Origin of the sequence: Marseilla massiliensis, from assembly GCF_023336985.1 — a bacterium.
GTDB lineage: Bacteria > Bacteroidota > Bacteroidia > Bacteroidales > Bacteroidaceae > Prevotella > Prevotella intestinigallinarum.
Genome location: NZ_JAMBLP010000026.1, coordinates 15,274 through 39,673, shown reverse-complemented (window position 1 = coordinate 39,673; position 24,400 = coordinate 15,274). Strand labels below are relative to the sequence as shown.

Annotated in this window: 15 protein-coding genes and 1 other RNA gene; 7 read left to right on the top strand and 9 right to left on the bottom strand. The window is 51.4% G+C overall.

Going from position 1 to position 24,400, the window contains the following annotated elements; genetic code table 11:
• Nucleotides 1-540: 540 nt before the first annotated feature.
• The 4 genes from M3089_RS13640 to M3089_RS13625 all read left to right on the top strand — a co-directional run bounded on the left by M3089_RS13640 (nt 541) and on the right by M3089_RS13625 (nt 6,589).
• Nucleotides 541-1,686: an efflux RND transporter periplasmic adaptor subunit gene (locus M3089_RS13640; RefSeq protein WP_249084676.1), complete on the top strand. Its 1,146-nt coding sequence runs from the start codon at nt 541-543 to the stop codon at nt 1,684-1,686.
• Nucleotides 1,687-1,701: 15 nt separating this feature from the next.
• Nucleotides 1,702-4,812, top strand: coding sequence for an efflux RND transporter permease subunit (locus tag M3089_RS13635; RefSeq protein WP_249084674.1), 3,111 nt, complete (start codon nt 1,702-1,704; stop codon nt 4,810-4,812).
• Nucleotides 4,809-5,981, top strand: a complete 1,173-nt coding sequence (locus M3089_RS13630; RefSeq protein WP_249084672.1) for a TolC family protein — start codon at nt 4,809-4,811, stop codon at nt 5,979-5,981. Before M3089_RS13635 ends, M3089_RS13630 begins: the two co-directional genes overlap by 4 nt.
• Nucleotides 5,982-6,199: 218 nt before the next feature.
• The gene (locus M3089_RS13625) at nt 6,200-6,589 is read left to right on the top strand and encodes a hypothetical protein (RefSeq protein WP_249084670.1); all 390 of its coding nucleotides are present in this window, start codon (nt 6,200-6,202) and stop codon (nt 6,587-6,589) included.
• A 129-nt stretch (nt 6,590-6,718) separates the two neighbouring features.
• On the opposite strand, the gene M3089_RS13620 is transcribed toward M3089_RS13625, so the two are convergent.
• The 4 genes from M3089_RS13620 to M3089_RS13605 form a co-directional block, all read right to left on the bottom strand.
• The gene (locus M3089_RS13620; protein WP_205109749.1) at nt 6,719-7,450 is read right to left on the bottom strand and encodes a YebC/PmpR family DNA-binding transcriptional regulator; all 732 of its coding nucleotides are present in this window, start codon (nt 7,448-7,450) and stop codon (nt 6,719-6,721) included.
• Between the two features lie 11 nt (nt 7,451-7,461).
• Nucleotides 7,462-9,924, bottom strand: coding sequence for a phenylalanine--tRNA ligase subunit beta (pheT, locus tag M3089_RS13615; RefSeq protein WP_249084668.1), 2,463 nt, complete (start codon nt 9,922-9,924; stop codon nt 7,462-7,464).
• Nucleotides 9,925-10,052: 128 nt separating this feature from the next.
• Nucleotides 10,053-11,624, bottom strand: a complete 1,572-nt coding sequence (locus M3089_RS13610; protein WP_205109746.1) for an NAD(P)/FAD-dependent oxidoreductase — start codon at nt 11,622-11,624, stop codon at nt 10,053-10,055.
• A gap of 457 nt (nt 11,625-12,081) precedes the next feature.
• Nucleotides 12,082-12,912: an alpha/beta hydrolase gene (locus M3089_RS13605; RefSeq protein WP_205109744.1), complete on the bottom strand. Its 831-nt coding sequence runs from the start codon at nt 12,910-12,912 to the stop codon at nt 12,082-12,084.
• Between the two features lie 318 nt (nt 12,913-13,230).
• Here M3089_RS13605 and thrA point away from each other — a divergent pair, with 318 nt between their 5' ends.
• From thrA to thrC, 3 genes are all read left to right on the top strand, one after another.
• Nucleotides 13,231-15,660 carry a bifunctional aspartate kinase/homoserine dehydrogenase I gene (gene thrA / locus M3089_RS13600; RefSeq protein WP_249084666.1) on the top strand — a complete coding sequence of 810 codons (2,430 nt, stop codon included), beginning with the start codon at nt 13,231-13,233 and terminating at the stop codon, nt 15,658-15,660.
• 48 nt (nt 15,661-15,708) lie between these two features.
• Nucleotides 15,709-16,968: a cofactor-independent phosphoglycerate mutase gene (locus M3089_RS13595; RefSeq protein WP_249084664.1), complete on the top strand. Its 1,260-nt coding sequence runs from the start codon at nt 15,709-15,711 to the stop codon at nt 16,966-16,968.
• Between the two features lie 74 nt (nt 16,969-17,042).
• Nucleotides 17,043-18,344, top strand: a complete 1,302-nt coding sequence (gene thrC / locus M3089_RS13590) for a threonine synthase (protein WP_249084663.1) — start codon at nt 17,043-17,045, stop codon at nt 18,342-18,344.
• A 1,026-nt stretch (nt 18,345-19,370) separates the two neighbouring features.
• Here the strand turns inward: thrC and M3089_RS13585 are convergent.
• The 5 genes from M3089_RS13585 to fabD form a co-directional block, all read right to left on the bottom strand.
• Nucleotides 19,371-19,703, bottom strand: coding sequence for a cupin domain-containing protein (locus M3089_RS13585; protein WP_205109736.1), 333 nt, complete (start codon nt 19,701-19,703; stop codon nt 19,371-19,373).
• 28 nt (nt 19,704-19,731) lie between these two features.
• Entirely contained in the window at nt 19,732-21,051 is a 1,320-nt protein-coding gene (locus M3089_RS13580; protein ID WP_249084661.1) for a YihY/virulence factor BrkB family protein, read from the bottom strand.
• A gap of 23 nt (nt 21,052-21,074) precedes the next feature.
• Nucleotides 21,075-21,449, bottom strand: an RNA gene (gene rnpB / locus M3089_RS13575) — RNase P RNA component class A.
• A 136-nt stretch (nt 21,450-21,585) separates the two neighbouring features.
• Nucleotides 21,586-23,265, bottom strand: a complete 1,680-nt coding sequence (locus M3089_RS13570) for an alpha-amylase family glycosyl hydrolase (protein ID WP_249084659.1) — start codon at nt 23,263-23,265, stop codon at nt 21,586-21,588.
• A 65-nt stretch (nt 23,266-23,330) separates the two neighbouring features.
• The gene (fabD, locus tag M3089_RS13565) at nt 23,331-24,218 is read right to left on the bottom strand and encodes an ACP S-malonyltransferase (RefSeq protein ID WP_249084657.1); all 888 of its coding nucleotides are present in this window, start codon (nt 24,216-24,218) and stop codon (nt 23,331-23,333) included.
• Nucleotides 24,219-24,400 lie beyond the last annotated feature (182 nt).

The following is a 24,400-nucleotide window of genomic DNA, read 5'->3' as shown; positions in this document are numbered from 1 at the left end:
ATTAGGTGTTCAAAATTAATTGCCATCAGATTGTGCGCTATTTCGGAGATGCATGCCAAAGTCCGAAAATAGAGCTTAGCGGGCTACGCGACCGATGAGACTTTGGCATGCGGCCAGAAAGAGCACACAAGATGGTGGCGAAGATATTGAGGACACCTGCAAGGTCAATTGTATCGGTTTATTTTGAACAGCTACTTAAGACGGCAAACAAATTGAATGTCAATGTCATGGAATCATATAGGCTGCTTATGGCCGACAGATGGGTAAGTAAAAACAACTACCATCATGGCATACGATGCGTACCCCCAAACGATAATACCGATGCACTGTTTGCCCAACCGGCATCCGCCACAATCCGGCACTGTTGCAGACGGCAATCCACCTGCCAATAGGGCACATCTATAGGCGCGTTACATTACACAAGGCCCTGGCCGCAGCATGAAATTGCCTAAACGCGTACAGGTACAGACAACATTTGCAATTGGGTTGCAAAACATCTTATATACCTTTGCAACCTGAAACAAAACAAACAAACACTTTATGAAACTACATCATTTCACTATTGGGGTCATGGCCTTGGCTTTGACGGTTTCGTGCGTCAATGATAATGAAAGCAAAACAACAAGCAATGCAACGCAGGAACAAAAGTCGGACGCAAAAAGCCATTCAGACGAAATAATAATAAGCGCAGAACAAGCAAAGAACATTGGCTTGGCAGTAAAGACAATCAAGCCGGCATCATATTACGGGTCGATACCCGTGGGAGGAAAAATCGTTGAAGCGAGTGGCGACGAACGAACCGTTGTTGCCAGCACTTCGGGCATTGTTTCGCTGAACAGACAGCTCACTGAAGGCACCCGTCTGAACAAAGGGGGGACGGTGATGAACATCTCTGCCAACAACCTGCAAGGCGGAAGTCCGACGCGCAATGCCCGGATAGCGTTTGAGACAGCAAAAAAAGACTATGAACGTGCCACAAAAATGGTTGATGACAACATCATATCCAAGAAAGAGTTCAATGCCATAAAAGCACAATACGAAGCAGCTTTAGTAGCCTACAAGGCCCTGCCCGACGACGGGAAGGGAGGGGTGAGCATAGTCGCCCCCATCTCAGGCTACGTGAAGTCATGCAACGTGAAAGACGGAGACTATGTCACCGTTGGGCAACCCATGCTGAGCATAACGCAAAACAAACGCCTGTACCTGCGGGCCGAACTGCCTGAAAAGTATTATGACATGCTCGACATCATATCGTCTGCCACATTCAAACCTTCGTACAGTGACACCGTCTACGACCTAAACAAGCTCAATGGCAGGATAGTGGCTGTGGGCAAGACCACTACAGCCTCGCCGGGATATATACCGATAACCTTCGAGTTCAACAATGCCAAGGGAATCATGCCGGGTGCTTTCGCCGAGATATGGCTACAGACCTCTGCCGGGAAAGAGGCGTTGGCAGTACCGGTAAGCGCCATAACCGAAGAACAAGGGGCCTATTTTGTATACATAAAGACCGACGCCAGCTGCTATAAGAAGCAAGAGGTGAAGATTGGCATGACTAATGGCGAGCTTACAGAAATAGTAGACGGACTGAAGGGAGGCGAACAAGTAGTGACCAAAGGAGCCGTTAACGTAAAGCTTGCAGCATCAAGCAACGCAATACCGGCCCACAACCACAACCATTAAAACAGTCAGAAACGTATGCTTAACAAAATAATCCGATTCTCACTGCACAACCGCCTGATTGTCCTTGTGGCGGCTGTAGCACTAATCATACTCGGCGGATTCACGGCCCACAACACAGAAGTAGATGTTTTTCCCGACCTGAACGCCCCGACAGTGGTAGTAATGACAGAAGCCAAGGGCATGGCCGCCGAAGAGGTGGAACAGCTCGTGACATTCCCTATAGAGACTGCCGTGAATGGCGCCACAGGGGTAAGGCGCGTACGTTCGTCGTCGACAGCCGGCTTCTCAGTGGTATGGGTAGAGTTCGACTGGTCGACAGATATATACATAGCCAGGCAAATAGTTTCAGAAAAACTGTCGGCAATGGCCAACGAACTGCCCGACAACGTGGGCACGCCAACGCTCGGCCCACAGTCGTCGATACTGGGCGAGGTGCTTATAGTTGGCCTCACGGCAGACAGCACCTCAATGTTAGACCTGCGCACCTTGGCCGACTGGACCATCAGGCCAAGGCTACTGTCTATAGGCGGCGTGGCCCAAGTGTCGGTATTGGGCGGCGACATAAAGGAATACCAGATACTGATACATCCGCAGAAGATGAAGCATTTCGGCGTCAGCCTGTCTGATGTGCTCAACGCAACAACAGGCATGAACCAAAACACCAATGGCGGCACCATATACGAATATGGCAACGAATACATCATCCGTGGCCTCGTTTCGTCAGACAACATAGAGGACATAGGCGACGCTGTGGTGAAATCGACAAACAACATACCCGTGACGCTCGCCGACATTGCCGAGGTGAAAGTGGGCCCGCAAACCCCACGGCTTGGCGTAGCGTCGGAAAAAGGCAAGCCGGCGGTGCTCATGACTGTCACAAAGCAACCTAACACAGGTACGATAGAACTGACCGAAAAACTTGAGGACGCCCTGAAAGACCTTCAGAAAAACCTCCCTTCAGACATCAATGTGTCGACAGACGTGTTCAGGCAGTCGCGTTTCATCGAGAGCTCTATCGACAATGTGAAGACATCGCTGTACGAAGGGGCCATCTTTGTGGTTATAGTGCTGTTCCTTTTCCTGGCCAACACCCGCACAACAGTGATTTCGCTCATCACGTTGCCGGTATCGTTGCTTGTTTCAATATTGGTAATGCACTATATGAACCTGAGCATCAACACCATGAGCCTCGGCGGACTTGCAATAGCCATTGGCTCACTGGTGGATGACGCCATAGTTGATGTGGAAAACGTATGGAAGCATTTGCGCGAAAACAGACAGCTGCCGGAGAACCTGCGCAAACCCACGCGCGAAGTTGTGTTCAACGCTTCAAAGGAGGTTCGTATGCCCATACTCAACTCTACACTCATCATTATAGCCAGCTTCGTGCCTCTGTTCTATCTCAGCGGCATGGAAGGACGAATGCTGATACCGCTGGGAATAGCATTCATCGTGGCACTTCTCGCATCGACAATAGTTGCGCTTACTCTGACTCCTGTGCTGTGCAGCTATCTGCTGAGCAATAAAAATGGCTCCGGCAAAGAAGACAGGGAAGCATTCATGGCCACATGGCTAAAGAAACACTACCACACTGCGCTGCTGTGGGCCTTGGCAAACAAGAAGAGCGTACTGGGAGGCTCGGTGGCTCTCTTCATTGTTGCCGTATGCATGTTCTTCACCTTAGGCCACAGCTTTCTTCCATCGTTCAATGAGGGTTCGTTCACTATCAACGTAAGCTCTATGCCGGGCATCTCGCTTGAGGAGTCGGACAAGATTGGCAAAAGAGCCGAAGAGCTGTTGCTGTCAATACCCGAAATAAAGACCGTTGCACGCAAGACGGGGCGCGCTGAGCTCGACGAGCATGCGCTCGGGGTCAATGTTTCTGAAATTGAAGCCCCCTTTGAGCTAACGGACAGAACTCACAAGGAAGTGCTGGACGACATAAGGCACAAGCTATCAGCCATCAGCGGGGCCAACATAGAAATAGGCCAACCGATAAGCCACCGCATAGATGCCATGCTGAGTGGAACGCAGGCAAGCATAGCAATAAAGCTTTTCGGCGACGACCTGAACAAGATGTTCGCAATCGGAAACAGGATAAAAGACGAGATAGCCACCGTGGACGGCATAGCAGACCTCAATGTGGAGCAACAGATAGAGAGGCCGGAATTAACCATCAGCCCCAAACGCAAACTATTGGCAAAGCACGGCATCACCCTCGCCGACTTCAACTCGTTTGTCAGTGTGAACTTGGGAGGCGAAACGGTTTCGCAGGTTTATGAGGACAAAAAGAGCTTTAACCTGGTGGTAAGGGCCGCCGACAGCGACAGGGGCTCAATGGAACGGATAAAAGACTTGATGATTGACACGCCCGACGGCGGCAAGATTCCGTTGACAGAAGTGGCTGAGGTAAAGTCGACCACTGGTCCAAACACCATCAACAGGGAGAACGTGAAACGAAAAATCGTTGTCTCTGCCAACGCCAGCGGCCGCGACCTGCGCAGTGTGGTCAACGACATTCAGGCACGCATTGACAAAAACATCAAGCTCCCCGAAGGCTACCACATTGAATATGGCGGACAATTTGAAAGCGAACAGAGCGCCAGCCGAACACTTATGCTGGCATCGGCGGTGAGCATAGTCATCATGTTCCTCCTGCTATACCTGCAGTTCAGGAATGCTCTTGAAAGCGGGGTAATATTGCTCAACCTGCCACTGGCACTGATAGGCGGGGTTTTCGCACTATGCCTTACTACCGGCGAGGTGAGCATACCGGCCATCATCGGCTTCATATCACTGTTCGGCATAGCAACGCGCAACGGCATGCTGCTAATAAGCAGGTACAACACCCTGCAACGTGAAGAAGGGCTTTCGCTGAAAGAAAGCATTATGAAGGGTTCGCTGGACAGGCTAAACCCTATTGTGATGACTGCATTGTGCTCTGCACTGGCGCTGATACCACTGGCACTGCGCGGCGACTTGCCGGGCAATGAAATTCAAAGCCCGATGGCAAAAGTCATATTGGGTGGACTGCTTACGTCGACATTCCTCAATGCGTTCATCGTACCCATCATATATGAACTGCTAAACAAAAAGAACATAACCAATAATAAACCGACAAAATGAAACAAAAGATACTGATGGCTTGTGCTGCAATGTGCATCGCTTGCACCATGGACGCCGCCAGCATTGACAGTGTTCTACACTGCATCGAACAAAACAACATTGAACTGAAGGCTCTTAAAAAAGACTACGAAGCCGGTTGCCTTGAGATAAAGTCACAAAACAACCTCGAAGACCCGTCGGTTGAATACAGTCCGTTCTTCAACAAGGCGGTCAATGGCGTTGCCAGCTCCGAACTGGTGGTATCCCAAGGCTTTGACTTCCCAACCGTTTATGCCGCACGAACAAAATCTGGAAGACTGCAACAAGAAGTCCTCAGGCAGGAATATAACAAGTCGAGGCGCGACATTCTGTTCAATGCCAAGACGCTGTGCCTGGATTTCATCATGCAAACAAAAAAGAAAACGCTGCTGAAAAAAAGAGGTGACAACGCTCTCAGGCTGTTGCAAATGTATGAGAAAAGACTGGAAGACGGAAACGCCAATATCCTTGAGGTAAACAAAATCAAGATGGACTTGATGAATGTAAGGACTGAAATAGCGCAAGCCGAGGCTGAACGCATTGCCACGATAAACTCGCTCTCGGCCTTGAACGGCAACTCGCCACTGCCACTAAACGGCATGGAATACCCCGCAACGCCCGACGGCGATGGTGAGACACTGTTGCAGAATGCACTCAACAACGACAATGACATACATGCTGCGGCTGCTTCTGCCAAGGCATCGGAACAGGATGTGAAGGTGAACAAACAAAACTGGATGCCAAAACTGCAGGTGGGATACCGGAGAAACACCGACGGCAGCGATGCCAGCAATGGTTTTCTGGTTGGTGCATCATTCCCGCTGTTTTCGAGCCGGAACAAGACGAAAGCAGCAAAAGCCAAGATGGAGAACGCACGGCTTAATCTTGAGAATACAAAAGCAATGGCAGAAAATGGTATAAAAACCAAGATACAGCAAATGAAACAACTCAAGCAGGCAGCACAGGCTTACGATGAAGACTTGATGATAGAAACTCTAAGACTGTTGGACAAGGCTGTGGAAAGCGGGCAGATATCGATTGTGGAATATTACTCTGAGGCTGATGTGATTTATCGGAACCTGCAGGCGAGCATCGAGGCAGAACGCCAATATCAAGGGGTGATGGCCGACATTTGCAAGAATGACATCTGACGCAAGCTGGTGCAACGGCTATTGCGGCTATATCGAAAGACTACGACAACATTATTATATTGATTTGCAACCCCTGTTACATCTTCTGAATTAGAAAACAAATGGCAGTTGCTGATGAATAATGGGACGATGCACCATTTCATGATAAAAGGTGTATCGTGCCATTGTCGTTCACGAGTATTTTAGTAACTTTGCGGCAACAAATAAACTATACGACAATGAAAAGAACGATGTTTATGTTACTCTTGTCCGGATTGCTATTATCCTGTCAGGAAAGCCTTGAAGATAAATGTGCCCGGGAAGCCAAGGAATACACAGAAAAGAAATGCCCGGCACCTATAGGCGAAAACATTGTGATAGACAGCATGAGCTTTGAACGCTCCACACACACACTGCATTATTATTACTCCATCAAAGAAGCAGCAGACAGTAACCCCAACATCAATACTTCTGAGGCTTACAACCTGTTGCTATCACAAATAAAGAATGCCACTTCAATAAAAGACTACAAAGACGCAGGTTATAACTTCGCCTACACTTACCGCTCAGGGAAAGACAAAAACAAGGTTGTTTTCGAGGCAGTATTCAAGCCTGAAGATTATAAGTAACACACATCATGGCAACAGGCTTGGCCCAATAAGATTATTTTAATATAATGAAGCGAGGGCAACCCGGCCTTCCTTGTTCCGGGTAACCCTCGCTATTCTTGTATTGATTGTGCCTCGACAAATATGATTTTAGGCCTCTTCGGGTTTCATATTTGTATATACGTTCTGCACATCGTCGTCATCCTCAAGCAGGTCAACCATCTTGTTGATTGTCTCACGCTGCTCCGGCGTAACGTCCTTCAGGTCATTAGGTATTCGGGTAAACTCGGCACCGGTGACCTCAAGGCCCATACCTTCAAGATGCTTCTGTATGTCGCTGAAGCTCGTAGGCTCTCCGTAGATTGTTATTTCGCCGCTCTCTTCATCTTCATCATACTCGTCATCGACACCAAAATCAATGAATTCGAGTATCAGGTCGTCCATATTCAGCCCGTCTTTCTTCTTGAATGTAAACACGCACTTTTGGTCAAACAGGAATGAAAGCGAACCTTGTGTACCAAGATTGCCGCTGAACTTATTGAATACAGCGCGAACATTTGCAACCGTCCTGGTTGTGTTGTCAGTGGCAGCATCAACGAAGATGGCTATGCCGTGAGGGCCATATCCCTCGTATGTCACCTCCTTGAAGTCTTTCTGGTCTTTCCCCAATGCATTCTTGATAGCACGCTCTATATTGGCGTTAGGCATGTTCTCGCGCTTGGCTGTCTGTATGATTGCGCGCAGATGAGGGTTGTTCTCTGGCTCAGGTCCACCAGCCTTGACTGCTATTGCTATCTGCTTACCAATCTTTGTAAATGTGCGGGCCATGTGCCCCCATCTCTTAAGCTTTGTTGCTTTACGATATTCAAATGCTCTTCCCATCGGAGTGTTTATTAACGGAGCTCTGCCCCAAGTTTATTCTTTAAGTTTGTTATCAGTTTAGTCATTATCGAATCGATCTGCTTATCGTTGAGAGTCTTTGCCCCGTCTTGCAGTATGAAGTTGACCGCATAGCTCTTCTTCCCTGACGGAAGATTCTTTCCTTCATACACGTCGAAGAGCTCTACTCCCTTAAGCAGTTTCTTCTCCGTCTGCCTTGCCACTTCTTCTATAGCGGCAAACTCTACTCCGTTATCAACAAGCAGAGCCAAATCGCGGCTGACAGCGGGGAACTTGCTAATCTCGGCATACAAGACTTGGTTCTTGCCTACGGCCTTCATAAGGGCGGTCCAATCAAGCTCGGCGTAGTAAACCGGCTTTGATATATCTACGGTTTTCAGCAGTTTGGCGCTTACAATGCCCATCTCGGCGAGCTTTTTGCCGCCACGGTTCTCTATTGTTATGCCGTGGGCAAAAATATCATTAGTGCTTTTCTTCCGCACTGTCATGCCTTGCTTCAGCCCTATGCGGTCGAATATGTTGCGCACATAGGCCGCAAGCTCAAAGAAGCTGCTGTCTTCGTCGGGATGAGCCCAACTGCCATCGACACGCTTACCGGTAAGCCACAAACCGAGATGATAACTTTCCTTGTATGCAGCAATGGGATTTTCAGTGTTTTGCTTTGCCGGGTCAAAGTGATAAACATTGCCAAATTCAAACAAGCGCAGATTGGGATTCTTGCGCTTTGCATTGTGCTCTATGCTTTCCAAACCACCAAAGATGAGAGTCTGGCGCATAACATTGAGGTCTGTGCTGAGCGGATTCATTATCTTAACGCAGTTTTCCTGCTTGTAAGCATCGAACATGTCGTAATAAGCTCCGCGCGTCAACGAATTGTTAAGAATCTCATTGAATCCGCATCCAACAAGCTGCTCACCGACAATATTGGCCAGTTTGTGCTTGCAGTCTTCATCCCCTTTAACAGCAAGACAGCCTTTCAACTGCGATGGTATTTCAACGTTGTTGTAACCATATATACGCAAAATGTCCTCTACAACGTCGCACGGGCGTTGAACATCGACCCTGTATGCCGGAACGAGCAGTTCCAAACCGTTGTCAGACTCAGACAATATCTTCATGTCAAGGCTCTCGCAGATGCTCTTGATGGTTGCGTGTGGGATATCCTTGCCTATAAGTGCCGTTACATAATCGTACTCCAAGTCAACCGTAAATCCATTCATTGGCTCAGGATATTCGTCCCTTATCTCCATGGACACACTTCCACCGGCGAGCTCTTTGCACAATATTGCAGCTTGCTTCAACGCGTATATAACTCCTTCCGGGTCAATGCCGCGCTCGAAGCGGAATGATGAATCAGTGCTTAATCCGTGGCGGCGCGCGCTCTTGCGTATCCAAGTCGGATGGAAATAAGCGCTCTCCAATACCACATTCCGCGTAGTCTCGTACGTGCCGCTGCCCTTGCCGCCAAACACTCCGGCAATGCACATCGGTTCTTCGGCATTACATATGCTTAAGTCATGGGTGCCCAACTCGTGCTCTACGCCGTCGAGCGTAACAAACTTTGTACCTTCCGGCTGTGTGCGCACCACTATCTTGTGGCCTGTCACCATATCGGCATCAAAGCAGTGCATGGGCTGCCCATAGGCCATCATTATGTAATTGGTAATGTCTACAATGTTGTTTATCGGCCGAAGTCCTATCACCCGCAACTTGTTTTGCAACCACTCAGGGCTCTCCTTCACCTCGCAACCGGTTATGCTTACGCATGCATATCGTTTGCAAGCGTCACGATTGACAATCTCCACGTCGATAGGCAAGTCATGATTGTCTACAGAGAACTTTGAACAATCGGGGCGATGCAAGCTCGTCTCATAGCCATTGCACTTCAGCCACGCATACAAATCACGGGCAACACCCCAGTGAGACAATGCATCGGCACGGTTAGCAGTGATGTCTATCTCTATCACCCAGTCGCTTTCCAGGTGATAATATTCTGCGGCAGGCTGACCGACAGGCGCATCGTCGGGCAGCACGATTATACCGTCATGGCTGTTTCCGACCCCAATCTCATCCTCGGCACATATCATGCCATAGCTATCAACTCCTCTTAACTTGGACTTCTTGATGACAAACTCCTTGTCGCCATCGTATAGCACGCACCCCAAGTCTGCAACGACAACCTTCTGTCCAGCAGCCACATTTGGAGCGCCGCACACAATCTGCGACGGAACATCACGCCCCAAGTCAACCGTTGTGACATGAAGATGGTCGGAGTTAGGATGAGCTTCGCACGTCAAAACCTTGCCTACGTACAAGCCTTTTAGGCCTCCTTTAATGCTTTGAACCTCCTCAAGCGCATCTACCTCAAGCCCTGTTGAGGTCAAAGCATCACAAACTTGCTGCGGAGTAAGGTCAAAGTCAACGTACTCTTTAAGCCATTTGTACGAAATATTCATTATAGTGAATCTTTATTTTAACCAAATTTTGGCGCAAAAATACTACTTTTCTGCCACTTATGCAAATTTTTCTTTGCTTGTTTCTTATTATTCTAATGTGCTGCAGACAGAAGAAACGACCGAAGACGTCATCTCGCCGCCAAATATTCATGGCACATCTCTGCACACCTCTCGCCATCAATGGCGGCCGACACAATTCCTCCGGCGTATCCGGCGCCCTCGCCACAGGGGAAAAGCCCGGCCACACCGACGTGCATGAGCGACGCCGGATCGCGCACTATGCGCACCGGGGCCGACGTGCGTGTCTCTATAGCAATCATGACTGCATCGTTGGTCAAGAAGCCGCGGCTCATGCGCCCGAACTCCTTGAACCCTTCGCGCAATCGGTCTGCCACCTGGGCTGGAAGCCAGAAATGAAGCGGCGAGGATATCAAGCCGGGAGAATACGAACTGCGCGGCAAATCATAGCTGAGCTTTCCGTTGACAAAGTCGACCATGCGCTGCGCCGGCGCGGTCTGCCGCATATTGCCTTGGATCCAACAATCATGTTCGAGCCTTTCCTGCCAGTGCATCATTTTCAGAGGATCGTCACCTTCGACGTCCTCGACTCGCGTTTCGACAACCATGCCACTGTTCGACCATTTACCCCCTCTATTGCTCGGGCTCATGCCATTTACAACAATCTGCCCATCAGATGTGGCGGCAGGTATCACAAAGCCGCCGGGGCACATGCAAAACGAATAAACCCCTCGGCCGCCTGATTGAGTGACAAACGAATATTCTGCAGCCGGCAAATATTTGCCACGCCCTGCCGGATTATGGTATTGTATTCTGTCTATTAATTCCGATGGATGCTCGAGCCTGACGCCAACCGCAATGCCCTTGGGCTCTATTTCAACCTTCGCCTCGGCAAGATATCGGTAAACATCCCTGGCCGAATGGCCTGTTGCCAATATCACAGGGCCGTGTAATGTAAGGCCGGCACCCGTGCGCAAGTCGGTTGCGTCGATTCCTTCCACATGACCTTCATGTGAAATCAGCAACCTGTCCATGCGTGTCTGGTGGCGCACCTCACCGCCGGACGATATTATCGTCTGGCGCATTCGCTCAATAACTCCCGGCAGACGGTCGGTACCTATGTGCGGATGGGCGTCTGCCATTATTGCCGTTGAGGCACCATGCTGGCAAAAAACGCCAAGTATCTTATCCACATTACCGCGCTTCTTGCTCCGTGTGTACAGCTTGCCGTCTGAGTAAGCACCGGCTCCACCCTCGCCAAAACAATAATTGCTCTCGCCATTAACCTTCTGCGTACGTGATATGTCGGCAAGATCTTTCTTGCGCTCCCTGACATCCTTGCCACGCTCTACGACCACCGGACGCAGTCCCAGTTCTATTAGCTTAAGCGCAGCAAACAACCCCGCAGGGCCCTCACCGACCACAACAACCTGCCTTGAACCTGAGACATCGGGATATTCTACCGGGACATAAGGCAAGTCTGACGGTTCTTCATTGATGTAAACACGCACTTTAAGATTCACATATATAGTCCGCTGGCGTGCATCTATGCTCTTGCGAAGCACTCTGACGGCCTTAACCGTACGCACGTCAAAACCATGCTCACTTGCCAGATACCTGCAAATGGACTCTTCGCCGGCTGCCACATGAGGCAGTACCCTAACCTGATATTCGTTGATCATCCTGACTTTCGTTTTATAACTCTGCTCTCAATTGCCATTTGAAGCGGGTAACTGCACACAAAACCGTAATGCAAACAAAAACCACCGCGACCGAAAGGCAATTGATTGAAACACATTGCAAATGTAGACAAATTATTGCAAACGACAAAACCCAGACGAAACAAATAGCGTACTAACGACGTTAAGCAGCCAATATAAATGTGATGTATGCCAAGATTAGCACCTTAAAGCCACGTTTTCCGCCTGCGATTCCAACCAAGTCTTGCCTATCCACAACATAGCGCCCGGTGTATCGCACAGACAACAGCATAATCAAGAAACTCTATCGGACGCATTACTCTGGGCCCACATCAATCACCAGCCACAGAAACCGCATTAACGACAAATCATGGAAAGAATGCCAATCCAATGCATTCTATCCATGACTTGACACATGTAGCCTTGACCATAAAAACCGTCAGAAGCTGTTCAGCCATGCCTTAAAGTCAAGCAGCATCTCTATGTGATAAGGGAAACTCTGCTTCATGCCCCAACCATGCCCACCGGTGGGATAGACATGGAGCGACGCCGGAACGTCGTGACGATAACAGGCGAGATAGTAATTGACGCCATTGGCAGGCAAAACGGTGTGGTCGTCATCGCTCAACAGTATGTACGCCCTTGGCGTCACCCTGCTCACTTGCCTGTCTGTGCTGTACTCCTGCTCTGTTTTCTTTCGCGCATCCTTTCCAAGGAAATTGTCATGCGAACCGATATGGGTGAACCCCGGGTTCATCGTAATCACCGGATAAAACAGTATCTGGAAATTAGGAGCAGTGTTGCCCTTGCCCATGGTGGCCACCACAGATGCCAGGTGCCCGCCGGCCGACGAGCCCATGATGCCCACCTGGTCAACATCTATGCGCCACTCTTTGGCATTGCGCCTCACCAAGCGCATCGCTTCCATCGCATCGCTTACCGGCACTTTGCGGTTGCCGTGAGGCATGCGGTATTTCAACACTATGGCTGCGATGCCCTGACTGGTAAAGAACTCGGCCCAGTCTGTGCCCTCATGCTCCATTGCCAACATGGCGTAACCGCCACCGGGACATATCACCACAGCGCGCCCCGTGACATGCTTCACATCCGGCAGATACACATATACCCTGGCCGTATCCTTCAAATCCGAGCTTTTCTCCGGGGCACCATTCGGCCATAAGTCCAAGACTATGGGCTTGGTGGCTGCCGAGACGACCGACGAACATAACAGGAACAATAGTGCGGGTAACGCTTTAAGTATATTCTTCATAATGAATTTGCTCTGAAATATGTGATTGCAAAGATAACTCTTTTAGCGGAGAACACAAAAGAAAACGGTTCTTTTTATCAAAACGGATGTGCATTATCACCTACACAACATTGCCATGCAGTAACTATGGCATGCGGTGCCAATGCCATCAAACCGCAATACAGCAAAAACAAAATATGGCCTGCAGGGTTCCATTTTATCATCAAAAAGTTGTTTATAACAACAATTATTGCTAATTTTGCACAGATTATTATAAAAGGAGAAAACAGAGTCCCGTTTGCTGAGGGAGATTACAGAACAAAAACAAGCAACAAGAAGATGAAAGTAATGAAATTCGGCGGAACATCCGTAGGTTCCGAAGAAAGCATACTCAGCCTGAAACGCATTGTCGAAGCTGAGAACGACGACGTGATAGTAGTGGTAAGTGCGCTTGGCGGCATCACCGACAAGCTGATAGAAACCTCGAAGATGGCTGTCAACGGCAACGAGGGTTACGTAGACGAGATTGAAGCCATGGCGCAACGCCACCACAACATGATAGACGCCATCATTGCAGACAAGGATAAGCACGACCGTCTGCTCGCCATCATAGACGGCCTTCTTGAGCAACTTCGTTCAATATATTATGGCGTTTACCTCATACGTGACCTCAGCGAAAAGACCAAGGCGGCCATTGTCAGCTATGGCGAGCGCCTCAGTTCACAAATAGTGGCCACGCTCATTGACGGCTCCAGATGGTATGACTCCCGCGAATTCATAAAGACCACGCAGAAGCACGGCAAGCATGTGCTCGACAGCGAGCTCACCCAAAGGCTGGTGCGAGAGACCTTTGCCGAAATTCCGAAGGTCTCGCTGGTGCCTGGATTCATCAGTTCCGACGAATGCTCGGGCGAGACAACCAACCTCGGCCGCGGCGGAAGCGACTACACGGCAGCCATCATTGCCGCCTCCCTTAATGCCGAAGTGCTTGAGATATGGACCGATGTCGACGGGTTCATGACCGCTGACCCCAGGGTGATACACACCGCCTACACCATCAATGAGCTGAGTTACATCGAGGCTATGGAGCTGTGCAACTTCGGCGCGAAAGTAATCTACCCGCCTACGATATACCCGGTATGCGTGAAAAACATACCGATAATGGTCAAGAACACGTTCAATCCCGATGCGCAGGGCACTGTCATCAAGGCCACCGTCGACAACGACAAAAAGCCAATCAAGGGCATATCAAGCATCAACGGCACCACGCTGATCACCGTAACCGGCCTGTCGATGGTTGGAGTGATCGGCGTCAACAGGCGCATATTCACAGCCCTGGCCGACAACGGGATATCAGTATTCATGGTCTCACAGGCCTCTTCGGAAAACTCTACGTCAATCGGTGTGCGTGACGAAGACGCCGACGAAGCCGTAAACGTGCTCAACAGGGAGTTCGCCAAAGAGATACAGACCGGAGCCATGTTCCCAATGCATGCCGAAAGCGGCCTTGCAACAATTGCCATCGTGGGTGAAAACATGAAGCACACGCCAGGCATAGCCGGCAAGTTGTTCGGCACACTGGGCCGGAGCGGCATCAGTGTCATTGCCTGCGCCCAGGGCGCGTCGGAGACCAACATCTCTTTCGTGGTCGACTCGCGCTTCCTCCGCAAGTCGCTCAATGTCATCCACGACTCTTTCTTCCTCAGCGAATACAATGTGCTGAACTTGTTCATCTGCGGCATAGGCACTGTGGGCGGCAACCTCATCGAGCAGATTCGCTCTCAATACGAAGAACTGAAACGCACGCGGAGGCTGAAGCTCAATGTCGTTGGAATATCCAACAGCAAGAGGGCAATGTTCTCGCGCGACGGCATAGACCTCTCTTCTTACCGCGAGCAACTCGAGAAAGCAGAGCCGAGCAATGTCGACCACCTGCGCAATGGCATCATCGGCATGAACATATTCAACAGCGTATTTGTAGACTGCACTGCCAGCGGCGAGGTGGCCGGGCTTTACCAGGCGCTTCTCGAGCACAACGTGTCGGTGGTGGCAGCCAACAAAGTGGCAGCGTCGAGCGACTATGACAGTTACTTGAGGCTGAAAGAAACGGCCTTGAGGCGTGGGGTGAAGTTTCTCTTTGAAACAAATGTAGGCGCCGGACTGCCCATCATTGGCACAATAAACGACCTGCGGTCGTCGGGCGACAAAATACTGAAGATTGAAGCAGTGCTGAGCGGAACGCTCAACTTCATATTCAACGAGATATCTGCCGACGTTCCGTTTTCAGAAACCGTGCGCAGGGCCAAGGAACAGGGCTACAGCGAGCCCGACCCGCGCATAGACCTCAGCGGCAAGGACGTGGTTCGAAAGCTCGTCATCCTGGCCCGCGAGGCAGGCTACAAGGTTGAGCAGGAAGACGTTGAGAAGCATCTGTTCGTGCCCGACGAGTTTTTCAAAGGCAGCATAGACGACTTCTGGCGCAACCTGCCTTCGCTCGACGCCGGGTTTGAAAGCAGGCGCAAGGCCATCGAGACCGACAACAAGCGATGGCGGTTTGTGGCCAAGATGGACCGCGGACGCACAAGCGTGTCGCTGGAGACTGTGGGCAGCGACCATCCGTTCTACAACCTCGAAGGCTCGAACAACATAATAATGCTCACAACCGAGCGCTACCGAGAATACCCCATGCTCATCCAAGGCTACGGTGCCGGCGCCGGGGTTACCGCTGCCGGAGTGTTTGCCAACATCATGTCGATAGCAAACATCTGACAAACAAAAACCAACCGACAACACAACAAAAACAAACAGGACAAAGAAATGAAGCATATCATAATACTTGGAGACGGTATGGCCGACCACCCGGTTGAAAGGCTGGGCGGCCAAACGCCGTTGCAATACGTCGACACGCCGTATATGGACATGCTCGCAAGAAAGGGGCGCACCGGCAGACTGATGACAATACCCACAGGGTTTGCGCCGGGCAGCGAAGTGGCAAACTCAGCCATACTGGGCTACGACCTTAACAAGGTGTACGAGGGGCGCGGCCCACTCGAAGCCGCAAGCATTGGGTATGAAATGCAACCCGGCGACATGGCCATGAGATGCAACATCATCACGCTTGCCGACGGACGCATAAAAAACCACCACGGGGGCCATCTGACCACCGAGCAAGGCGACACGCTGATAAAATATCTCGACAGCCGACTGGGCAACGACCGCATAAAGTTTATCACCGGCACACAATACCGCCACTTGCTCATCATCCGCGGTGGCAACAAGCACATAGAATGCGCACCGCCTCACGACCATCCCGACGAGCAGTGGCGCCAATTGATGGTGAGGCCGGAAAAGGGCTACGACACCGACGGGGCTGACGCTGCGGCCGCTGCGGCCGCCGCTGACGGCCGGCTGACGGCCAAGGCAACCGCCGAACTGATAAACAAGCTGATATTGGAATCGCAAGAACTGCTCGAAAGCCATCCTTTCAACAAGGGCAGGGCCGACAGGGCCAACTCTATATGGCCGTGGAGCCCCGGATACAGGCCTTCGATGAAACCTCTTTGCGAAATGTTTCCAAACGTGGGCAAAGGCTCTGTCATATCGGCTGTCGACCTGATAAGGGGCATAGGCCACTATGCCGGGCTGCGAAACATCTGCGTTGACGGTGCAACGGGGCTTGCCAACACCAACTATGAAGGCAAAGCCCGTGCTGCCATCGACGCCCTGAAGACCGACGATTTCGTTTTCCTTCACCTCGAAGCCAGCGACGAAGCAGGCCACGACGGCGACCTCGAACTGAAACTGAAGACGATAGAATACCTTGACCACCGCATCGTGGAACCCATATACAACGAGACGAAGGCATGGCAAGAGCCGGTGTGCATGGCCATACTGCCCGACCACCCCACCCCGGTAGAAATTCGCACTCATGTAGACGAACCGGTGCCGTTCATCATCTACCACCACGGAATAAGCCCCGACACCGTGGAAACATACAGCGAACTGAGCTGTGTAAACGGGGCCTACGGACTGCTGCGCCTCGACGAGTTCATGAAAACGTTCATGGCCATTGAGTAAGCCCTGACGTGCAAACCGCCACGACGGCACCGACAGAACAAGCAACTGAACACAAAGATAAAACCGACAAACAAATGAGATATTACAGCACAAACCATAAGGCACCCACGGCTTCGCTCGCTGAAGCTGTAGTCAACGGACTGGCCGGCGACCGCGGACTGTATATGCCCGAGCGCATAGTGCCGTTGCCCGAAGAGTTTTTCACCAACATGGCACAGATGACGTTTGCCGACATTGCCTGCACCGTGGCCGACGCATTCTTCGGCGACGACATTGAACAGGGCGAACTGCACCGGATAGTAAGAGACACGCTTGCGTTCGACTGCCCCGTAGTGCCGGTGACGGACAGCATCTACAGCCTCGAACTGTTCCACGGGCCAACCCTGGCCTTCAAGGACGTGGGCGCACGGTTCATGGCCCGCCTGCTGCGCCATTTCTCAAAGGCCGACAACGGCGAAACGGTCAACGTGCTTGTAGCCACGAGCGGAGACACCGGTTCGGCCGTAGCCAACGGTTTCCTGGGCGTTGAGGGCATACATGTCTATGTGCTTTACCCCAAAGGCAAGGTCAGCAAGATTCAGGAAAGCCAGTTTACCACCCTTGGCCACAACATTACGGCCATCGAGGTAGACGGCGTTTTCGACGACTGTCAGGCGCTGGTGAAAAGCGCTTTCATGGACACGGAGCTCAACAGGCACATGAAACTGACATCTGCCAACTCAATAAACGTGGCGCGGTTTCTGCCGCAGGCGTTCTACTACTTCAACGCCTATGCGCGGATGAAGGAACTCGGAAAGGCCGACAACCTTGTGGTATGCGTGCCAAGCGGCAACTTCGGCAACATCACGGCCGGGCTGTTTGCACGGGAAATGGGATTGCCCATCAAGCGGTTCATTGCCGCCAACAACGCCAACGACGTGTTCTACCAATATCTGCAGACTGGCAACTACGCCCCCAAGCCAAGCATTCAGACCATTGCCAATGCCATGGACGTGGGCGACCCAAGCAACTTTGCACGCATACTGGAACTGTATGGCCACGACCACGCAGCCATAAAGGCTGTCATCAGCGGGGCCACCTATTCGGACGACAGCATACGCGAGACCATGAAGGCTTGCCACGACTCATTCGGTTACGTTCTCGACCCGCACGGGGCATGCGCATTCAGAGCCCTCAGCGAGGGTCTGGCCGACGATGAGAACGGGGTGTTCCTGGAGACTGCCCACCCGGCAAAATTCAAAGAGACGGTTGAAAATGCCATTGGCCAAAAGATAGGCATCCCGGCCAGACTGGCTGAATTTATGAAGGGCGAAAAGCAAAGTGTGCAGTTGGGCAAAGACTTCTGCGGATTCAAGAGCTTCCTCATGTCTGAGTGACACCCCGACAGAACCAAAGGCACACTGCATTTCTTATCACCATGCGGCAATCCCCCGCCCCCATAAGGCCCCTTTAGGCTGTATGGCGGCGGGGGATTAACTGTTGGCGGCTCATTGGGTGGATGATACGTATGGCTGCCAAAACGTCTGTCGGCCGATGGATTGTTTGAGGTTGCGCTTTTGCCCAGGGCAAACCTACCGGCAGCACCATGCTGAAATATCTTTACTTGCGAGCATACCGTGCCGCCCTTACTGCCATTCGGCGCCACGACTCGGCCCGTTTGGCATTCCAAAACGACCAGTCTGGCCGCACGATACGGCCTTTGCTGCAAGCCGGAACGGGGGTAGTACGCAACCGTCTGACACTCTGGCCATTGCCGCACAATGCAGTTGGAAGATGATAAGCGGAAATATCACAACACAAACAAAGACCCACAAGCGAAAGAGCAGATGCACACAACTGTCTATAAACGCAACCCCGCGACAATGACGGACATTGCGAGGGCACCGGGCTACGTCGGCCACAAGGAGGCCTTGCATTGTTTGGAGGCTTGAAACGGCTTTAACCGCCACTACCTACTTGGGGCAGCTACATTATGACTTCGACATTCCAATACTGCATTACAACGCTACCTAGACCTGCCAGGATGCTGTCGCCGACGGCAAATTGCCGCGACCCCACATCCAGGCAATGCCTTTGTTTGGCACCACCCTATCGGTAACCAGACGACAAATGCCTGTAACGACATTATTTTCAATGTGATTTCAAAGCGTTTCCATACCCGTGCCACCAACTTGCGTGAGGCTTTGCCTTGGCATCTACAGCCATGCCTTGGACAACGGCTTGGGCCAACCGGCCCCGCCACAGACCGAAATAGCCGGGCCATAACAACATGCTTGGGATAAAAACGCAAAGCCAAGCCACGGTGCAAGCACAAAAGCCGCACCATGGCTTGGCCATGTTCCGACAGCCGGCACCACCATTTCGGTGAAGCCACAGCCCAATGTCGAGGCAAGATTACGCTGTCAATGATGCTCGGGCACTATGGCAAAATACACCACGTCGGCGTCGCCATCGTTGAACATGGCATGCGAATGCCCCATAGGGCAATAATGCACACTGCCCGGGCCGAATGACTCAACACCGTCATCATAGCGGAAATGGCCCTTGCCGCTTATGATATAGACAATCTCGCTGTTCTGCTCATGAGTATGGTAACCGCTCGATGCACCCGGCTTAAGGCGGCTCATCATTACCTTGTTCTTGGAATCTATGAAATTGCGGGTATCCAATTCACCCTCGCCGCCCTTGAAATTGAAGAGCGCCTCCTCCTGAATCTTGCTGAAATCAATAATCATATTCTTATAGTTTTAATAATGAATAGCGTCATAAGTCTTTGAGAAGGATGGCCCGCGATTCGTGTAAATACTTGCGGCGCATCTCCATTGCCTTGCCCCAGAGCTTGCCGTAATGCTTACCTATGGCAAGGTCTATTTTCCATTTGCCCTGGGCTTCCAGGCTGTCAATCATCACGCCCAGGCTCAATTTCTCTATGTTCATCGCCGGCATGTAGCGTGTCTGCTCGCCTTTCTCGTCCGACGAGATGCCTATCACCAGGTGGGCCTCTATCAGCTTGTACAGCAAATCGTTTACAATGCGTATGGGTATGTTGGTCTCTTCGCGCAACTCGAAAGCATTGTATGGCTTGCCGCCTTTGTCAAAACGCTTGCAGATGCAGCTCATTATCATAGCGCAGAGCAATATGCGGTATCTGTGGCTGATGTCGGCCGTGTTGGTATTGTAATCATAATACTCCAGATTTTGGTTTGTGTAACACAGCTCCGCCCCGAAAAGACATATTATCCACGAAATCTGAACCCACAGCATGAAGAGCGGCAAGGCTGCAAACGAACCGTATATTGCATTGTAGCTCGAAACCCATATCTGCGAATTGATATAGAACAGCTGCAGCCATTGCATGGCAACGCCGGCCAATATGCCCGGCACAATGACGTTGCGCACCTTGACATGGGTGTTGGGCATGAACACATAAAGACCTATGAACATGGCCGACATGAGCCCGTAGGGCAGCAAATCGATGAGGAAACGCTTGACGGGATCGAGCAGTGTGACGTCGGGCAGATGGTCGACAACCGTGGCCATGAATATGGACAGACCCGACGTGACGACTATAAGTATGGGGAAAAGCAACAGCATGGCCAGGTAATCGGTGAACGTACGGAAGATGCTGCGCTGCTTTTTCACCTGCCATATCTCGTTGAACGTCATCTCAACGTTGTTGATAAGCATCAATACCGTGTAAAGCATGAATACGAGTCCGATGCCCAGGAACACGCCGCTCTTGGTGTGTACGAGGTAGCTGTTGACGAAACCGATTATTATGTCGGCGGCCTGCGGCTGCGACTGGAACGCATCACGGAACCACATCTCGATATACTTGTTGTATCCAAAGCCACGGGCTATGGCAAAGACAACAGCCAATATGGGAACGATGGCCAGCAATGTGGAATATGTCAGGGCTGCCGCCTCGTTGACCACACGCTTTGTAGTGAAGAAACGTATGGCCAGCATAAGCTTCTTCAACACCTCCAGCAAGAGGAAACGCAACGGAGACGTGTCGTCTCTCGACACTCGCCAGATGCCCACTTGCATGAACCTGACTATGCGCGCAACCTTATCCTTCACCTGACAATAACTTCGTATAGAAAGAAAGCAGTGCCCCTGTAAGCCGGGTTCTGTTCCACCGCCACTTCCATGGCGGTGGCGCCTGCCATTTATCTAGCTTGTGCGTCACCACACAAGTCAAGCATTCTACCCTCCATCGGGAAATATCGGGCGGGCAACCCTCAGCCGATGGTTTACATGAACTTGCAGCCTCCAGACGACACAGCCCACCGATCACCCGGTGGCTGGTGGTCTCTTACACCACCTTCTCACCCTTACCAGCCTGACGATGGCTGGCGGTTGTTTTCTTCTGCCGTATCCTACTGTCACCAATAGCTTCTACTTTCAGAAGTGGAGCGCCCTGCGCTGCCCGGACTTTCCTCTCGCACCGAAGTGCCAGCGGCAGACCGAGACACTGCTTTCTGTGTTTGTTACAGATGTGCCACACACTAAGCAATGCACCAACGACATTGCATTGGGGTGGCATTACCGTATGCAAAGGTACTCAAAATTATGCGAACATAACAATAATTGCATGAAATATATTATGCAAAATCATTTGTGCGCAGACGTGTTTAGCTTCAACACGCAAGCACCCCACGCCCCTACTGGCATTGTCACGATGCCGTCGCGAACGAGCGAGACAGACATCCGGCGGCCGGTGAGCAGGTCGGTGGCCATGCAACGCTTCTCGCCAAAGCCAAGGAAGTCAAACGCATGGGCAGGTATTGTCACGCCTGCCTCTACTGCTGTATCGCTGAAATTGGCAACAACAAGCAGCAACTGGTTTGCCGACTTGCGCAAAAAGGCGTACTGCCTGTCGGGATTGAAATGGCCGGAATGCCCATTCACGTACATCAAATCGAAAAACTCACCTTCTGTCACAGCCTTCTCGGTCGATGCCATCCCCAACACCTTTGCGTAAAATGCGGCGAGCTGCTTTTCGTTGTCGGTCAGGGTGCCATTGCTCGCACGGCTCAAAGACCCGACACTCCAATAGTCGAAGATGGTGGTACGGCCGTCGCGCCCGCTGAACCCTTCTTCGTCCATACCCCGCTCTCCGTATTCCTGGCCGGCATAGAGCATGAACGGACTGCGGCGCATCAGCGCACTAACCACAAGGGCCGGCACACCGCGCCATCCGTCTCCGGCGAAATAGTCGCTGGCTATGCGTTGTTCGTCATGGTTTTCAAGGAAATACAGCATGTGACCATTGATGTCGTCGACGGCCTGCCAAGCCCCTGTTATCGACGATGCGGGCATATATCCGCACGTAACGCCGCGCAGAGTGTCGTACATGCCCACCTTGTCATACAGGTAATCGAAGCCGGACGAGATGTAGTTGCGGTATTCGGCAGGATTGTAAACCTCGCCGATGAACACGATTCCGGGATGCTGTTGCTTTACTCGGCTTGTCGCCCAATGCCAGAAACCGGCCGGAACCATCTCTGCCATGTCGCAGCGGAAACCGTCGATTCCTTTGGCCGCCCAATACAGAAGTATTGCCAGCATCTTGTGCCATGTGTCTGGTACAGGATCGAAATGGGCCACACGGCCGGCGTAATAGTCGACTCCGTAATTCAGTTTCACCGTCTCATACCAGTCGTTCACTCCGGGCGACGGGTCAAAGTGGTCGTTGCCGGTAGCCTTGGCCGGCATCTCTACGTATGGGCCGAACCCTTCGGCGTCGAGGCTGAACTGTGGTGAGAACTTGCAACCGGGACAATAGTAGAAGTTGTTCTTAGGAGTAAAGCCAAGAGAGCTATCGTCGCCTTCACCCAAATCAGCCACCCCGGCCGGCTTGCAGACCGAATGGTATTGGCGGGCCACGTGGTTTGGCACAAAATCGATGATGACTTTGAGCCCGGCATCGTGTGTACGGCGTACCAACGCCTCAAACTCGGCCATGCGGTCGGGCACGCTTTCGGCCAAGTCGGGGTCGACATCGTAATAATCGGTGATGGCGTATGGCGACCCTGCCTTGCCTTTCACAACCGCTGGATGGTTTGCCGGCAGTCCATACCGGGTGTAATCGGTCTGCGTGGCATGGTGAATCACTCCTGTATACCACACATGACTTATGCCCATCTCATGCATGGCGGAAAGCTCCATAGCACCGATGGCGTTGAATTTGCCACAACCGTTTTCATCAATTGTGCCGTTCTTGCGCGGACAACTGGCGCCATTGCCGAACAGACGGGTAAAGACTTGGTAAATGATAACTTTCTTACTCATAGGCGATAATGTCTGAAAAAGATGGCCGACACCTTTCAACAGGCGTCGGCCAAAACCAATGGTAATCAGGCAATGCCGTGGGCTGCCACGTTCTTGTCGATGCGCCCAATCATGCCTTGCAGGGCTTTGCCGGGGCCACACTCGGTGAAATCGTCGGCTCCGTCGGCTATCATGTTCTGCACACAAGCCGTCCATCTTACGCTGCTGGTAAGCTGTGCTATCAGGTTTGCCTTGATTTCGGCCGGGTCTGTGTGGGGCTTTCCATCCACATTCTGGTAAACGGGGCACTTTGGAGCTGCGAAATCTGTGGCTTCGATAGCTGCCTGCAACTCATCCTTTGCCGGCTGCATCAGCGGAGAATGGAACGCACCACCAACCTTCAAGGGCAAAGCACGCTTTGCTCCGGCTGCCTTAAGCTGCTCGCAAGCCTCGTTGATGGCCTCAACGTTGCCAGAAATGACAAGCTGACCTGGACAGTTGTAATTGGCAGGAACGACAACATGCCCAGGCTTATTTATGGATGCACACACCTCTTCAACCTTTTCATCGGGCAGGCCAACGATGGCTGCCATAGTCGAAGGAGCCATGTCGCAGGCTTTCTGCATAGCCATTGCACGGGCATAAACCAACTTCAGGCCATCCTCGAAGCTGAGAGCGCCGGCTGCAACAAGTGCTGAGAACTCACCAAGTGAATGGCCGGCCACCATAGCCGGGCTGAAGTCGTCACCCATGCAAAGCGCAGAGATGACGCTATGAAGGAATACTGCAGGCTGAGTAACCTTTGTCTGCTTCAGTTCTTCGTCTGTACCAGCAAACATAATGTCTGTGATTCTGTAGCCAAGAATCTCGTCTGCTTTCTCAAAAAGCTCTTTTGCTAATGGATTGTTGTCATAAAGGTCTTTGCCCATGCCAACAAACTGCGCCCCCTGACCGGGGAAAACGAATGCTTTCATTTGCTTTCTGTTTTTATTGGAATTAAAATGTTCAGGCAGCAAAATTACTATTTTTTTCTGATATTGGCAAATATTTGGGTTCATTGCACTCACACTCCTGTCATTTTTAGTTGCACGCATGCCACTGGCAAACGGTAAACACCGCGGCATGACAATTCCGGGAACAATGTTGAATAAAGGAT

Excerpts from the sequence above, each read along its gene's own strand:
- M3089_RS13595 (WP_249084664.1), top strand. The coding sequence starts at position 15,709 with ATGAAGCATATCATAATACTTGGAGACGGTATGGCCGACCACCCGGTT.
- M3089_RS13605 (WP_205109744.1), bottom strand. The coding sequence starts at position 12,912 with ATGAAGAATATACTTAAAGCGTTACCCGCACTATTGTTCCTGTTATGT.
- M3089_RS13610 (WP_205109746.1), bottom strand. The coding sequence starts at position 11,624 with ATGATCAACGAATATCAGGTTAGGGTACTGCCTCATGTGGCAGCCGGC.
- thrA (WP_249084666.1), top strand. The coding sequence starts at position 13,231 with ATGAAAGTAATGAAATTCGGCGGAACATCCGTAGGTTCCGAAGAAAGC.
- M3089_RS13630 (WP_249084672.1), top strand. The coding sequence starts at position 4,809 with ATGAAACAAAAGATACTGATGGCTTGTGCTGCAATGTGCATCGCTTGC.
- pheT (WP_249084668.1), bottom strand. The coding sequence starts at position 9,924 with ATGAATATTTCGTACAAATGGCTTAAAGAGTACGTTGACTTTGACCTT.
- M3089_RS13585 (WP_205109736.1), bottom strand. The coding sequence starts at position 19,703 with ATGATTATTGATTTCAGCAAGATTCAGGAGGAGGCGCTCTTCAATTTC.
- M3089_RS13625 (WP_249084670.1), top strand. The coding sequence starts at position 6,200 with ATGAAAAGAACGATGTTTATGTTACTCTTGTCCGGATTGCTATTATCC.
- M3089_RS13620 (WP_205109749.1), bottom strand. The coding sequence starts at position 7,450 with ATGGGAAGAGCATTTGAATATCGTAAAGCAACAAAGCTTAAGAGATGG.
- M3089_RS13640 (WP_249084676.1), top strand. The coding sequence starts at position 541 with ATGAAACTACATCATTTCACTATTGGGGTCATGGCCTTGGCTTTGACG.
- M3089_RS13570 (WP_249084659.1), bottom strand. The coding sequence starts at position 23,265 with ATGAGTAAGAAAGTTATCATTTACCAAGTCTTTACCCGTCTGTTCGGC.
- fabD (WP_249084657.1), bottom strand. The coding sequence starts at position 24,218 with ATGAAAGCATTCGTTTTCCCCGGTCAGGGGGCGCAGTTTGTTGGCATG.
- thrC (WP_249084663.1), top strand. The coding sequence starts at position 17,043 with ATGAGATATTACAGCACAAACCATAAGGCACCCACGGCTTCGCTCGCT.
- M3089_RS13635 (WP_249084674.1), top strand. The coding sequence starts at position 1,702 with ATGCTTAACAAAATAATCCGATTCTCACTGCACAACCGCCTGATTGTC.